Source organism: Pseudomonas sp. P4_B4, from assembly GCF_056402255.1.
In genome coordinates this window covers 146,198-159,436 of the sequence record NZ_JBFUHS010000021.1, presented here as the reverse complement: position 1 = coordinate 159,436, position 13,239 = coordinate 146,198, and the positions used below count along the sequence as shown (strand labels likewise).

Genomic DNA, 13,239 nt, shown 5'->3' with positions numbered 1-13,239 from the left:
CGGTAGGGTTCGGCGTAGTGGTAGGCGTCGCCGTAGGTGTTGTCGGCGACGCCGCGGGTCGTGGCCACGCCGTGGGTGGTGGGCTCGCCGAGGGTCTGGTCGACTTCGCCGTCGAGGAAGGCGCGGCTGTCGTCGGGGTGATAGGCGCGTACGCTGACCTGCTGTTCCACCACCCGGTGGCGGGTTTGCAGATCCCAGACGCTGTCCTGCCCGCTGTTGCTGAAGCCCGACGGCGAGCGCAGCGGCAGTTCGACGTCGAACTGGTAGCAGCGCTGGTCGTCGCAGAACTCGACGACGTCGAAGGCGAGCTCTTCGTGCTGGATGCAGCGGTACCAGATGCCGACCTCGGCCAGGATCCGGCTGATGAAAGCCAGGTCGCTTTCCTGGTACTGCATGACCTGCTCGCGCTGCGGGTACTCGCGCTTGAGGTTGAAGCGAAAGTGCCCGGTGTCGAGACTATGGCGGTCGCGCAGAATGCTTTTGACGATGTCTGGCACGGACTGGTGCTGATAGATCCGCGTTTGCTGGCCGCGATCGAGCAGGGCCAGGCGCGGTTGCAGGGTGACTTCGTAGCGGGCTTCGTCGATTGAGCCGGACAGGCGTTGGCAGGCGGTGATGCGGCCGTACAGCGTGCGCAGCGGCATTATCGGCCTGGGTACTTCCCAGTCGAACACGGGCACGTTGGACGGTGCGTCGTACAGGCTGAACTCGGCGTACTGGCCGATGAATTTTTCCGCGCCGATGTCGAGGTCGCTGGCGGTGAATTCGATGCGGTAAAGGTACGGTTGGCTCAGGTACTCATGGCCCTCGAAGGTGAGGACGTCGAGGTGGGTGTCGAGCTGGTCGATCTTGAGAGTGTGGCGGTTGTGGTCGATGAAGGTGCGCGATACGTTGGACAAAGTCAGACCTCCCTGGCCTATCGAAGCGGATGGGGGGGCTTTCGTTAGCCCCCTCGTTCAAGCGCTCGACAGCTTTCAGGAAGGCAAAAAAGGTTGATATAGGATGTTTCTGGTGGTGACGTAGGAAGCGTCTTGGTGTCGATCCGCCTGGTCTGTGGGACATTTCGCAGCCTCAACTTGCGCAAATTACCAAGGGTTGAAGTTGGAGATTGCAGGGTGCCAGGTGGATCGTTTCACGCCTGTAGCTTGAGGCCGGGCACCTGCAACGGATCCTCCGTCAACTCCCGAATAAACAACCCCAGCAACTCCGACTGGCTGCCAATCCCCAGCTTGGCGTATATGTTCTTGCGGTGAATCTTCACCGTGCCGGGGCTGATGTTCAGCTGTTCGGCCACCGAGGCGCTGGAGTGGCCGCGCAGCAACAGTTGCACGATTTCCTGCTCGCGCCCGGTGAGGATGTGCGCGCCGAAGTGGTCGAAGGCTTCGCGGATCTTGAAGTCCAGGTCCTGCGCCGGTCGCGGCTCCTGAGCCTGACGCAAGCGCCAGGCCTCATTGATGACCTGCTCGACCACCGCTTGCGCGCACTCGACCAGTTGCATTTCATCCCGGCTGAACGCACAGCTGGCGCTCGATCGCATCAACGACAACACCGCCGTGGCGCCACCGCCGAGGTCGACGAAAAACGCCACTTCCTCGGCGAGGCCGGTCTGCTGGTAATAGGTCAGGAAGTATTCGCCAAGGTAGAAATGGTCGGGGGCGAATTGGCGCAAACGCCACAGCCCCGGTGCCTGCCCGCGTGTACACGCCAGGTAGAACGGGTCGAGCAGGTAAGGGGCGCACTGATAGTCGTCGACATACACCGCACGCTTGTCCGCCGAGAAGGTATCGAACAACGCCAATGGCCGGTGATTGCCTTCGTAGACAAACAATACGAAATGATCGACCGGGCAGATTTGCCGGATCCAGTGGCTCAACCCCGACAGTCGCGCATGCCCGGCAGGCAGGTCGAGCAGGTGGGCGACTCCGGTGGTCCAGAGTTTCAGTTCCTTGGGGCGCATGGCGGCTACAGGCAGAAGAGGATGGCCTTTGGATGCACAAAGTACGCCATTGCGGGTTTGCCCATGTGGAGCAGGCGGGGTGGCGGTGCGTCGCCAACAAGACGCACCGCAACAGGGCCGGGTGTTACCGAGTGCTACAAGGTTGGTAGCAAAAGTGATCGGCTGAATCCTTCAGCGAGCACTCCGGGTCGAAGGCAGCAGGATCGTCAGAATCCCCAGCAGTGGCAGGTACGAACACAACCTGTACACGTACTCGATGCCTTGGATATCCGCCAGGTGCCCCAGCAGCGCGGCACCGATCCCGCCGAATCCGAACATCAGGCCGAAGAACACCCCGGCGATCATGCCGACGTTGCCGGGCACCAGTTCCTGGGCGAAGACCACGATGGCGGAGAACGCCGAGGCGAGGATGAAGCCGATGATCATGCTCAACACGCCCGTCCAGAACAGGTCGACGTAGGGCAGGGCGAGGGTGAAGGGCGCGGCGCCGAGAATGGAAAACCAGATCACCCGCTTGCGGCCGATCCGGTCGCCGATCGGGCCGCCAAAGAATGTGCCCGCTGCGACGGCACCGAGGAACAGGAACAGGTACAGCTGCGAACTGGCCACCGACAGGTCGAATTTCTCGATCAGGTAGAAGGTGAAGTAGCTGGTGAAGCTGGCCATGTAGAAGTATTTGGAAAACACCAGCAGCGCCAGCACCACCAGGGCGAAGGTCACCCGCCGTTTCGACAGGCCGTGGGTAGCCTTGCTGCCTTGCTTGAGCTTGAACAGGTTCAGGTGATTGCGGTACCAGCGGCTCAGGCCGTACTGCACGAGGATGGCAAACACCGCGAACAGGCCGAACCAGGCGACGTTGCCCTGGCCATAGGGAATGATGATCGCGGCGGCCAGCAAGGGGCCGAAGGCGCTGCCGGCATTGCCACCGACCTGAAAGGTCGACTGCGCCAGGCCGTAGCGACCGCCCGAAGCCAGGCGCGCCACCCGCGAGGTCTCCGGGTGGAAGGTCGACGAACCGACGCCCACCAGCGCCGAGGCCACGAGAATCGCCGGGAAGCTGCCGACCATCGACAGCATCAGAATACCGATCAGGGTGCAGACCATGCCGGCCGGCAACAGCCAGGGCTTGGGATGCCGGTCGGTGTAGAAACCGATCCACGGTTGCAGCAGTGAGGCCGTGAGCTGGAAGGTCAGGGTGATCAGGCCGACCTGGGTGAAGCTCAGGCCATAACTGGCCTTGAGCATCGGGTAGATCGACGGCAGCACGGCCTGGATCAGGTCGTTGATCAGGTGCGCCAGCGCGCAGGCGCCGATGACGCGCATGACCAGGGGGCTGGCCTGGCTGGCCACCGAAGCGGTGGATGAGGGTGAACTGAGGGTGGTGGTCGACATGGGCGATCTTCCGGATAAATAACGCGAATTGCGAAAGCAAGGCGCAGCCAATTTCAGGGTTCGGCGTTATCCTAGGGGCCTCAAAGGCGCCCGTCTCGCGCAACTCGGGTATGGACCATCGAAAAAAGGGCGTCATGATCAAACCATTGCAGGCATTTCTTGCGGAAATCGACCAGGGCGGCTGGAGCGTACGCAGCAGTGCGACCGACTACCCGGAAAACTGGTTCATCGCGCCGCACTCCCATGAAAAGCATCAACTGATCTATGCCATCGAAGGCGTGATGGTGGTGCACACCGCCATCAGCCAATGGACGGTGCCGCCGAGCCGTGGCATCTGGATGCCCAGTGGTGAGGTGCACTCGATTCGCTGTGTGGGGGCGATCAAGATGCGCAGCGTTTTCGTGCGCCCTGACCCGAGCCTGGATCTGCCCGCTGAAACCCGGGCGGTGAGTGTTTCCGCGTTGTTGAGCGAGCTGATCAAGGTCTCGGTCGATTTCGACTTTTCCGGAGGTCCGGACTCACGGGAAGCCCGGGTGCTGCAGCTGATCCTGGACGAACTGACGATCCTGCCGACCTTGCCGTTGAACCTGCCGCAGCCCGCCGATCAACGTATCAACCTGATCTGCAGCGCGTTGCAGCGTGATCCCGGGGATGGCTCGACCTTGTCGGACTGGAGCGCCCGCTTGAGCCTCGACGCCAAAACCATCCAGCGCAGGTTCCGCAAGGAAACCGGCATGACCTTCGGCCAATGGCGCCAGCAAGCGCGACTGCTGCTGGCGCTGGAACGAATAGCCGTCGGGGAGAAGATCATCGACATCGCCGGGGAGCTGGGATACGACAGCCCGAGCGCGTTCACGACCATGTTCAAGAAGCAGTTCGGCAAGACGCCGAGTGATTTTTTCAAGTGATGGCCCAGCGTAAAGAAACTACCTAGAACACTGCGGCAAATGCCGTTGCCGATGGGGTTCGTCTCAATATCCCGCCTGCGGGGGCTGCCTTAGGCTGTGTGCTTTTGGCAAACCGGTGGGCGGAGTCGTTATGCGTTTATTTGAACTGATCACTTTCACTGTGCGGGTGCGCACGGTGGCCGATGCGCTGGCACGCATCGAGAATGAGTTGGCGAAGCCGGAAGTCGGCGGGGTGTTGATGGACTGCTGGGCCTCGGAGTTCGGCCAGTTGAACCAGATTGCCGTGCTGCGTGGCTACGCCGACGAACACCTGAGGCAAGCGGAGCGCGAGCGTTTCCTGCTGGAGGGCGCGGCGTTTGGCGTCAACGAATTCATCACCGATCTGCGCATCGAAAACTACACGCTGTTTCCTTTCCTCGAACCCTTGAGTGCGGGCCAGCACGGTCCGTTCTATGAGCTGCGCGTCTACGACCTGATCAGCAGCGGGTTGCAGCCCACCCTCGACGGCTGGAGCAAAGCCATCGAAGCGCGAACCACCGAACAGTATTCGCCGGTGTACGCGGCGTTCTACGCAACCGATGGCGTGCTGCCGCGCTATCTGCACATCTGGCCGTGGACCACGTTGGAGCAGCGCCTGCAGGTGCGCACCCAGGCGGTCGCCGACGGCGTCTGGCCGCCGGAAAACTCCGGCCCGCAACTGCGCGACATGCGCTCGACGATCTACCTGCCCGCGAAGTTCTCGCCCTTGCAATGACCCGGGCTCGGCTCGACCGGGGCCTCAGAAACGATCCAGCCTGTACGGCGCGGTCGCCGGCAGGCCGTGAGGCTGGGTGCCGGTCAGAGGCGAGGCCATCTGCGCGATCATTTCCGCTGTGACCGCCGCCTGGGTCAATCCCAGATGCTGATGGCCGAAGGCGAGCAGCACCTTGCCGTCGCACACCCGGTCGATAATCGGCAGGGAGTCGGGCAGGGACGGGCGGAAACCCATCCACGGTGTGGCGGCTTCGGTACTCAGTTCGCGTTTGAACAGGCCTTTGCTCAGGCGGTGCAACTGCCAGGCACGCTCCATGGTCGGTGGGCATTCGAGTCCGGCGAATTCGACGGTGCCGGCCAGGCGCAGCCCGTCTGCCATCGGCGTCATGATGAACTTGCGCTCCAGCGAGGTGACGGCAAACGGCAAGCGCTCGTGTTCGTGGGGCAGCATCAGGTGATAGCCGCGCTCGGTGTCCAGCGGCACCTTCTTGCCGGTCAGCGCGGCGGTGAGCCTGGCGGAGTGCGCGCCACAGGCAATCAGCACTTGTCGACTGCTGACGCGGCCTTGATCGGTGAGCAACGACACGCCGTTTTCATTCAATTGTCCGCCCTCGACTCGTTGCTTGAGGAACTGCACGCCGCTGCTTTTGGCCGCGTGCACCAGTTCACCAACCACCCGGAAAGGATCGAGAAAATGCCCGGTGCGCGGGAAGAACAACCCGCCCTGGATCTGCTCGCTGAGTTGCGGCGCCGCGTCGCGTACCGCCTTGGCCTGCCAGAAATCCACCGGCACTTGTTGCTGGCGCATGCGCGCCTGTAGCGCTTCGATGGCCTGTTGCGAGTCGGCGCGTTCGAACACCAGCAACGAGCCGTCTTCCTTGAGCAACCCGGGGCGGTCGATGGTCTCCAGCAAGCGGTGCCAGGCACCCAGGCTGCCTTCATTGAGCGCGCGGATGCCGGCCACGGTGCGCTGGAACGGCGCCGGGCGCAGGTTAAACAACAGGCGCATGAACCAGGGCAGGGCCCGGGGCATGTATTTCCAGTCCAGGCGCAGCGGGCCCATCGGGTCCATGAGCATGGCGGGCAGGCGTTTGAGGATCGACAGGTCGGCGATGGGGAACACCTGCTCGGTGGCCAGGTGCCCGGCATTGCCGAACGAGGCGCCACGGCCGGGCTCCTGCTGATCGATGACCACCACCCGCCGCCCCTGGCGCGCCAGGCGCAGGGCGCAGGCGACACCGATGATCCCGGCGCCGATCACGGCAACGTCCGCCACTGCGTTGGGGTTGTTGAAAAGGGAGTCGTTGGACATGGCCTAGGCTTCTCTCTGGCCGTCGAACAGGCGGCGCAACTGCAACGGGTTGCCGTGCTTGAGCGCGGCCGGCAACAAGGCGTCCGGGAAGTCCTGATAGCAGACCGGGCGCAGGAACCGCAGGATGGCGGCGGTGCCGACCGAGGTGGTGCGCGCATCGGACGTCGCCGGGAACGGGCCACCATGAACCATGGCGTCGCACACCTCGACCCCGGTCGGCCAGCCATTGACCAGCAGGCGCCCGGCCTTGCGCTCCAGGGTTGGCAGCAAGGCCCTGGCGCTCTCCACGTCGACATCGTCCAGGTGCAGGGTGGCGGTCAACTGGCCTTCCAGGTGTTCAATGACCTGGCGGATTTCCTCGTCGCTGGCACATTGCACGATCAGCGACGCGGCGCCGAACATTTCTGCCTGCAACGCCGGGTCGGCGAGAAACTCACTGGCCCGGGTGACGAACAGGTGAGCCTGGCACTGGTTCGGGGCTTCGCCCTGCAGGCCGACGGCCACAGTGTCAGCGTGGGCATGCTCGGCCAGCGCACCGACACCGGCCTCGTAGGCCTTGAAAATGCCGGGGGTGAGCATGGTCTGCGCCGGGCTGCGCTGTAGCAGTTGCGCAGCCGTTTGGATGAAGTGCTCAAGGGCTGGGCCTTGGCGGGCAATCACCAGACCCGGGTTGGTGCAGAATTGGCCGGCGCCCTGGGTGAGGGACGCGACGAAGCCTTGCGCCAGGGCTACGGCTCGCGATTGCAACGCTGCCGGGAACAGCAAGACCGGGTTGATCGAGCTCATTTCCGCGTACACCGGAATCGGCTCTGGCCGCGCCTGGGCCGCGTTGCACAAGGCGATGCCGCCGCTGCGCGAGCCGGTGAAACCCACGGCCTTGATGCGCGGGTCGGTGACCAGGGCGATGCCCACTTCGCGGCCGGAGCCGTACAACAGCGAAAACACGCCTTCGTGCAGCCCGCACAGTTTGACCGCGCGGGCCACGGCTCGGCCTACCAGTTCACTGGTGCCCGGGTGTGCGCCATGGGCCTTGACGATCACCGGGCAACCGGCGGCCAGCGCCGACGCGGTGTCACCGCCGGCGACGGAGAAGGCCAGGGGAAAATTGCTGGCGCCAAACACCGCCACCGGGCCGAGCGGCACCTGACGCTGACGCAGGTCCGGGCGGGGCAGGGGCTGGCGTTCCGGTTGCGCGGAGTCGACCCGTACATCCAGCCATTCGCCTGCACGTACGGTGCGGGCAAAGGTGCGCAGTTGCTGGCAAGTGCGGCCCCGTTCACCCTGGATACGCGGGCGCGGCAGGCCGGTCTCGGCCACGGCGCGGTCGATCAACTCATCGCCGAGGGCTTCGATTTCGCTGGTGATGGTTTCGAGGAATTCGGCGCGGGCCTCCAGGGACGTTGCGCGGTAGCTGTCCAGGGCAAGCCAGGCCAGGGCGCAGGCCTGTTCGACGTGTTCGCCGCTGCCACCGTGATAGGCCGGTTCAAGGGGGAGATCAGTGGCGGGATCGATGCCGCGAATCGCTTCGCGGTTACCGGCGATGGCCTGCTGGCCGATCAACATATTGCCTGTCAGAGTCATGGTCGTTCCTGAAAAAAAGAGGGGAGGCGTTTGTGAAAAAAACGCCGTACCGCCGCGGGCGAAAATAAAGGCGGCGCGCATTGGCACGCCGCTGTACCGGCTGATTGTCAGGCGAAGTTCTGCTCGGCCGACCACTGCTCGTACCACTGGCGGAACAGCGTGTACTGGTTCTCGGCGTAACGACGCTGGGCATCGCTGAGCACATCGGTCTCGTTGAAGTGCAAGGTGTATTCCTTGTCGCCATTGAGCACCATCAGGTGCTTGTAGTAGAGCACCAGGTCGCAGCCCTCATCGAAGGACGACAGCACCGCCAGCGCGGATTCCAGTTCCCGGGCCTGACGACGCGCCTTGGCATCGCCCTTGGCCGCTTGTTTGCTCAAGGCCACCAGGCGCAACACTTCACGCGGCAGTGCGTTGCCGATGCCGGTGATGGCGCCGGTGGCGTTGCAGTTGACGAAACCGTGGACCACCTGGGTGTCGACACCGACCATCAGGGTCACGTCATCGTCCTTGGAGGTGATGTGTTCGGCGGCGTAGCGCAGGTCGGCGGCACCGCCGAACTCCTTGAAGCCGATGAGGTTCGGGTACTCGCGGCGCAGTTCGAAGAACAGGTCGGCGCGGGTGGCGAAGCCGTAGTAAGGGCTGTTGTAGATCACCGCCGGCAGGCCTGGAGCGGCCTGGAGGATCGCGGCGAAGTGGGCTTTTTGTGCGGTGGCCGAAGCGCCGCGAGACAGTACGCGAGGGATGACCATCAAGCCATGGGCGCCGACTTTGGCCGCGTGTGCCGCATGGGACACCGCTTCGCGGCTGTTGACGGCACCGGTGCCGACGATGGTCGGAACGCCGGCGGCCACCAGGCGCGCCACGCCTTCCTGACGCTCGGCTTCGGTCAGCAGCGGCCAGTCACCCATGGAACCGCAATACACCACCGCGCTCATGCCAATGTCGATCAGCTCGCGACCCTTGGCCACCAGTGCGTCGAAGTCCGGCTTGCGCTCGGCGGTGCATGGGGTCATCAGTGCAGGGATGCAGCCAGTGAAAATGTTGTCGCTCATTTTGTTGTCACTCCTTGAAGCGTTCATTCAGATCGGGTTAGGGAAAAGGCGTGGGTCTCAGATGCCCCACGCAAAGGTGTCCTGTTCGTCGATCAGCAAGGTGCTGTCGGCGGTCATGTAGGCACGGCCGGTGATGAAAGGGATGATGCGTTCGCCTTCCCATTCATAGCGGCCGACGAATTGGCTGGCGGTGATGCTGGCCTGGACCCAGCGTTCACCGGCGGCCAGTTTTCCGTCGGCTGCCAGGCACGCCAGTTTCGCGCTGGTGCCGGTCCCGCAGGGCGAGCGGTCGTAGGCCTTGCCGGGGCACATGACGAAGTTGCGGCTGTCGGCCAGCTCGTCGTCGGCAAACAGTTCGATGTGGTCGATCAGCGCGCCGTCCTCGCCGTGGATACCCTGGGCCTCCAGGGCCTTGAGCATTGCCCAGGTGTACTCGGTGAGGAATTCGACGTTGTCCATCTGCAACGCCTGGGCGTGATCGGACACCAGGAAAAACCAGTTGCCGCCCCAGGCGATGTCGCCGTACACGCGGCCATGTCCCGGCACTTCGACCGGCACCTGCTGGCGGTAGCGGTAGGCGGGCACGTTGCGCAGGGTGACGTTGCCGTCCTCATGCAGCGTGGCGCTGACCGGGCCGACCGGCGTATCGATCTTGTGCTCGCCGGGCTGGATGTGCCCCAGGTAATGCAGCGAGTTGACCAGGCCGATGGTGCCGTGGCCGCACATGCCGAGGTAGCCGGCGTTGTTGAAGAAGATCACGCCGCAGGTGGCATCCGGCGACACCGGTTCGCAGTACAGCGCACCCACCAGCACATCGTTGCCACGGGGCTCCAGCAGGCAGGCGCGACGCCATTGGTCATGCTGCTCGCGCAGGACATCGCGCTTCTCGGCCATGGTCCGGCCGGACAACTGGGGCAGGCCCGACATCACCAGGCGAGTCGGTTCGCCGCCGGTGTGGGAATCAATGACATGTACTTTTTTCATAAACCTTTCCATTGGAAGAACTCAGAGGTTTTGCTGGCCTGAATCTCAGCGTGAAGTCTGGACAGAGGCACCAATCGGGCGCTGGCCTGTGGCCGTGCCGCTGTAAACGGGATCGGCTTCGTCTTCACCGTCCTCGTCTTCCAGGCGAACCAGATGCGCCGGCACGCCGGTGGCTGCGCCCCAGTAGTAGATGCCCATCGCGCAGGCCGCCACGACCAGGGTGTCGAAAGGATGGGTGAGTACGCCCATGCCGCCGAAGCTGCCGAGCCAGGACAGCACGATGGTCACGGCATAGAAGCCGATCAGCCATGCCGAAGAGCGCACTTGCTGGGCCAGGCTCAGGTGTTGGGTCGGCACGAAACGTCCGCACAGCAGGTACACCACGAACATCAGGATCTGCAGGCCGAGCAGCCAGGACACGGTGCTCCAGCCGGACCAGTAGACGATCAGCGCGGCGATGATGAACGACACCGGGCCCAGGACACCCATGCGCTTGACCTTGAACGGGCGCGGCATGTCCGGCGCATTGCGACGCAGTGCGGCCACCGACACCGGGGCCACGGCGTAGCTCAGTACCAGCGCGGCGGAGACCACGTTGATCAGGGCTTCCCACGAAGGGAAGGGCAGGGTCCAGAACACCGACAGGGCAAAGGTCAGCCATAGCGCCGGACGCGGGATGCCGGACTTTTCATCGATACGGGTGAAAACCTTGAAGAAGGTGCCGGTCTGCGCCCAGCCGTAGATCACCCGCGGGGTCGCGTTCATGTAGATGTTGCCGCAACCGCTGGGGGAGATCACCGCGTCGGCCACCACCAGATAAGCCAACCAGCCCACACCCAACGCCAGGGCGATGTCGCGGTATGGCAGGGCCAGTTCCTTGGCGACGCCAGCCCAACCGTTGGCGAGCATTTCGGTGGGCACGCCGCCGAGGAACGCCACTTGCAACAACACATAGATGGCGGTGGAGAGCAGTACGGAGAGGATCAGTGCAATCGGGATGGTGCGTTGCGGATTCTTCACTTCGCTGGCCACCGAGATGATCGGCGTCAGCCCCAGGTAGGCGAAGATGATGCCGCCGGCGGACACCGCCATCTCGACACCGGACAGCCCGAACGGCATGAAGCCCTGGGACTGGAAATTCTCCGGTTTGAAGAAGGTGAACAGCACGCCGATCACTAGCAACGGCACGATGAACTTGAACATGCTGATCAGGTTGTTGGCCTTGGCGAACGTTTTCACGCTGTAGTAGTTGAGCATGAAGAACAGGCACAACAGGCCGAACTGAAGCAGCCAGCCAAGCGCCGTTGGATTGCTGGAACCGGCCTGGGTCAATGCGGGAAACCACGCAGCGGCATACTGGCGCGCGGCGACCACCTCGATGGCCACCAGGCTGGAAAACGCAATCAGCGTGATGAAGCCCATCAGGTAACCCAGCAGCGGGCCGTGGGAGTAAACCGGGTAGCGAATCACACCGCCGGCACGGGGCAGCGCAGCGCCAAGCTCACAGTAGACGATGCCCAGCAGCAGCACCGCAAAACCGCCCAGCAGCCAGGAAAAGATCCCCGCCGGCCCCGCGATGGCGGACACGTGACTGGCTGCGAACAACCAGCCGGAGCCGAAGATGGCCCCCAGTCCGATAAACGTAAGGTCTATCAACGAAAGTTGTTTTTTGAACTTGCCTTGGCCTGACATGGCATCGCCTTCTTGTGAGTTATTGGATAGGCAGGTGTGCACTTCAAGACGCCCCGGTCGGTTTTGCCGAGGAGGGCGGTGGCCATAGAGTGAACTCGGCGGCGTGCTCGCGATTGATGTTTTGCTTGGGTGTCGATGACGAAATCAGCACAATGGGCAGATGCCGATCATTGGGAGATACAGGTAGATGACTCAGGATGCGTTTGCGCTGTTGTGCCAGGGCGACGACTCGAACCGCCCCGAATCCATCGAGCAATTGCTGGCAGGCGTTGCGCTGTTATTGCCCATGCTGGATGTCATTCCGAATGCGGCGATCTTCATCAAGGATGTGCAGGCGCGCTATGTCATGGCCAACCGCACGCTGGTGCAGCGCTGTGGTTTGAAGCAGCTGAAACCGCTGCTGGGGAAAACCAGCGCCGAGGTATTTCCAGAGCAATTGGGGCCCGGATATACCGAGCAGGACCGGCGTGTGCTGGAGCAAGGTCTGGTGCTGGAAGACCAGCTGGAACTGCATCTGTACGGCAGCCGCGAACCTGGCTGGTGCCTGACCCATAAGCGACCCTTGTATAATCGCCGCAATGAAATCATCGGCTTGGTGGGCATCTCGGTCGACCTGCAATCGGCCAGTGACACGCACCCGGCGTACCAGCGCCTGGCGGCGGTGGACGAGCACATTCGCGCGCATTTCAACCAGCGCGTCACCCTGGGCGAGTTGACGCGCATCGCCGGCATTTCCGTGGCGCAACTGGAACGCTACTGCAAGCGCGTGTTCCATCTGACGCCACGGCAAATGATCCAGAAGGTGCGCCTGGAGCACGCGCATCGACTGCTCCACACCGACCTGCCGATCACCGAGGTCGCCCTGCAATGCGGCTATACCGACCACAGTGCGTTCACCCGGCAGTTCAAGGCATTGACCGGTTTCACCCCGCGCCAGTACCGCCAGGCCACCGGTCACGAGCAGCCGTCCGGGCTGGATTAGCGACGGGCCGTCAATGGCCCTGTAAACTGGCCGCGCAAAAGGCGCCAGCCTCATCACTTCAAGCAAGAGAGTCCTCATGGCAAACCACGACCTGACCTTTACCCCCGATCCCGATGCGGATTCGATTTCCTCCGACGTCGTCGGTTTCGGCGGTGTGCTGGTCTCCACCCAGATCCCCTCCCGCGCCGACGGCAGCCTGGAACTGGGCGACATCACCCTGCAAAGCGAATGCACCCTGCAAGCGCTGAAGGTCGCGCTGGAGCGTGCTGGCAGTTCCATGGACCGCGTGATGCACCTGACCATCTACCTCACCGACATGGCCGACCGCGCCGCGTTCAACGAAGTCTACAAGCGCTACTTCGCCAAGCCATGGCCGGTGCGCGCCGCTGTCGGGGTTGCCGCGTTGGCGGTTGAAGGCATGCGCGTGGAAGTGACTGCGATGGCCGCCAAGGCCTGATCTCAGCGACACACAAAACCCTGTGGGAGCGGGCTTGCTCGCGAAGACGGCGTGTCAGCTTGCACAAGTGTTGACTGACCCAGCGCTTTCGCGAGCAAGCCCGCTCCCACAGTTGAATGTTGTTGTGCACAAATTCTGCGTACGACGTAAAGCTCCCACAGTGATT

12 protein-coding genes are annotated in these 13,239 nt (G+C 63.2%); 4 read left to right on the top strand and 8 right to left on the bottom strand.

The window, feature by feature from the left end; all coding sequences use genetic code 11:
- The 3 genes from AC1DVE_RS21280 to AC1DVE_RS21270 form a co-directional block, all read right to left on the bottom strand.
- A partial coding sequence (locus tag AC1DVE_RS21280; protein ID WP_477784166.1) for a type VI secretion system Vgr family protein occupies positions 1-899 on the bottom strand: 899 nt, incomplete at its 3' end.
- 233 nt (positions 900-1,132) lie between these two features.
- Positions 1,133-1,957: a response regulator transcription factor gene (locus AC1DVE_RS21275; protein WP_223456018.1), complete on the bottom strand. Its 825-nt coding sequence runs from the start codon at positions 1,955-1,957 to the stop codon at positions 1,133-1,135.
- Between the two features lie 171 nt (positions 1,958-2,128).
- Positions 2,129-3,349, bottom strand: coding sequence for an MFS transporter (locus AC1DVE_RS21270; RefSeq protein ID WP_223456017.1), 1,221 nt, complete (start codon positions 3,347-3,349; stop codon positions 2,129-2,131).
- A 134-nt stretch (positions 3,350-3,483) separates the two neighbouring features.
- Here AC1DVE_RS21270 and AC1DVE_RS21265 point away from each other — a divergent pair, with 134 nt between their 5' ends.
- Both AC1DVE_RS21265 and AC1DVE_RS21260 read left to right on the top strand, forming a co-directional pair.
- Positions 3,484-4,257: an AraC family transcriptional regulator gene (locus tag AC1DVE_RS21265; RefSeq protein WP_223456016.1), complete on the top strand. Its 774-nt coding sequence runs from the start codon at positions 3,484-3,486 to the stop codon at positions 4,255-4,257.
- Between the two features lie 130 nt (positions 4,258-4,387).
- Entirely contained in the window at positions 4,388-5,011 is a 624-nt protein-coding gene (locus AC1DVE_RS21260) for an NIPSNAP family protein (RefSeq protein WP_223533866.1), read from the top strand.
- Positions 5,012-5,035: 24 nt separating this feature from the next.
- On the opposite strand, the gene AC1DVE_RS21255 is transcribed toward AC1DVE_RS21260, so the two are convergent.
- The 5 genes from AC1DVE_RS21255 to AC1DVE_RS21235 all read right to left on the bottom strand — a co-directional run bounded on the left by AC1DVE_RS21255 (position 5,036) and on the right by AC1DVE_RS21235 (position 11,634).
- Complete coding sequence (locus AC1DVE_RS21255; protein ID WP_223456014.1) at positions 5,036-6,322, bottom strand: NAD(P)/FAD-dependent oxidoreductase; 1,287 nt, start codon at positions 6,320-6,322, stop codon at positions 5,036-5,038.
- A gap of 3 nt (positions 6,323-6,325) precedes the next feature.
- Positions 6,326-7,903, bottom strand: coding sequence for an aldehyde dehydrogenase (NADP(+)) (locus tag AC1DVE_RS21250; protein WP_223533865.1), 1,578 nt, complete (start codon positions 7,901-7,903; stop codon positions 6,326-6,328).
- 107 nt (positions 7,904-8,010) lie between these two features.
- Positions 8,011-8,958 (bottom strand): dihydrodipicolinate synthase family protein, encoded by a 948-nt coding sequence (locus tag AC1DVE_RS21245; protein WP_223456012.1) that lies wholly within the window; start codon positions 8,956-8,958, stop codon positions 8,011-8,013.
- 57 nt (positions 8,959-9,015) lie between these two features.
- Positions 9,016-9,942 (bottom strand): 4-hydroxyproline epimerase, encoded by a 927-nt coding sequence (locus tag AC1DVE_RS21240; protein ID WP_223456011.1) that lies wholly within the window; start codon positions 9,940-9,942, stop codon positions 9,016-9,018.
- Between the two features lie 45 nt (positions 9,943-9,987).
- On the bottom strand, positions 9,988-11,634 hold the full coding sequence (locus AC1DVE_RS21235) for an APC family permease (protein ID WP_223456010.1): 1,647 nt from the start codon (positions 11,632-11,634) through the stop codon (positions 9,988-9,990).
- Positions 11,635-11,821: 187 nt separating this feature from the next.
- On the opposite strand from AC1DVE_RS21235, the gene AC1DVE_RS21230 reads away from it, so the two are divergent.
- Positions 11,822-12,616, top strand: a complete 795-nt coding sequence (locus AC1DVE_RS21230; RefSeq protein ID WP_223456009.1) for an AraC family transcriptional regulator — start codon at positions 11,822-11,824, stop codon at positions 12,614-12,616.
- A gap of 76 nt (positions 12,617-12,692) precedes the next feature.
- Entirely contained in the window at positions 12,693-13,073 is a 381-nt protein-coding gene (locus AC1DVE_RS21225; protein ID WP_223456008.1) for a RidA family protein, read from the top strand.
- Positions 13,074-13,239 lie beyond the last annotated feature (166 nt).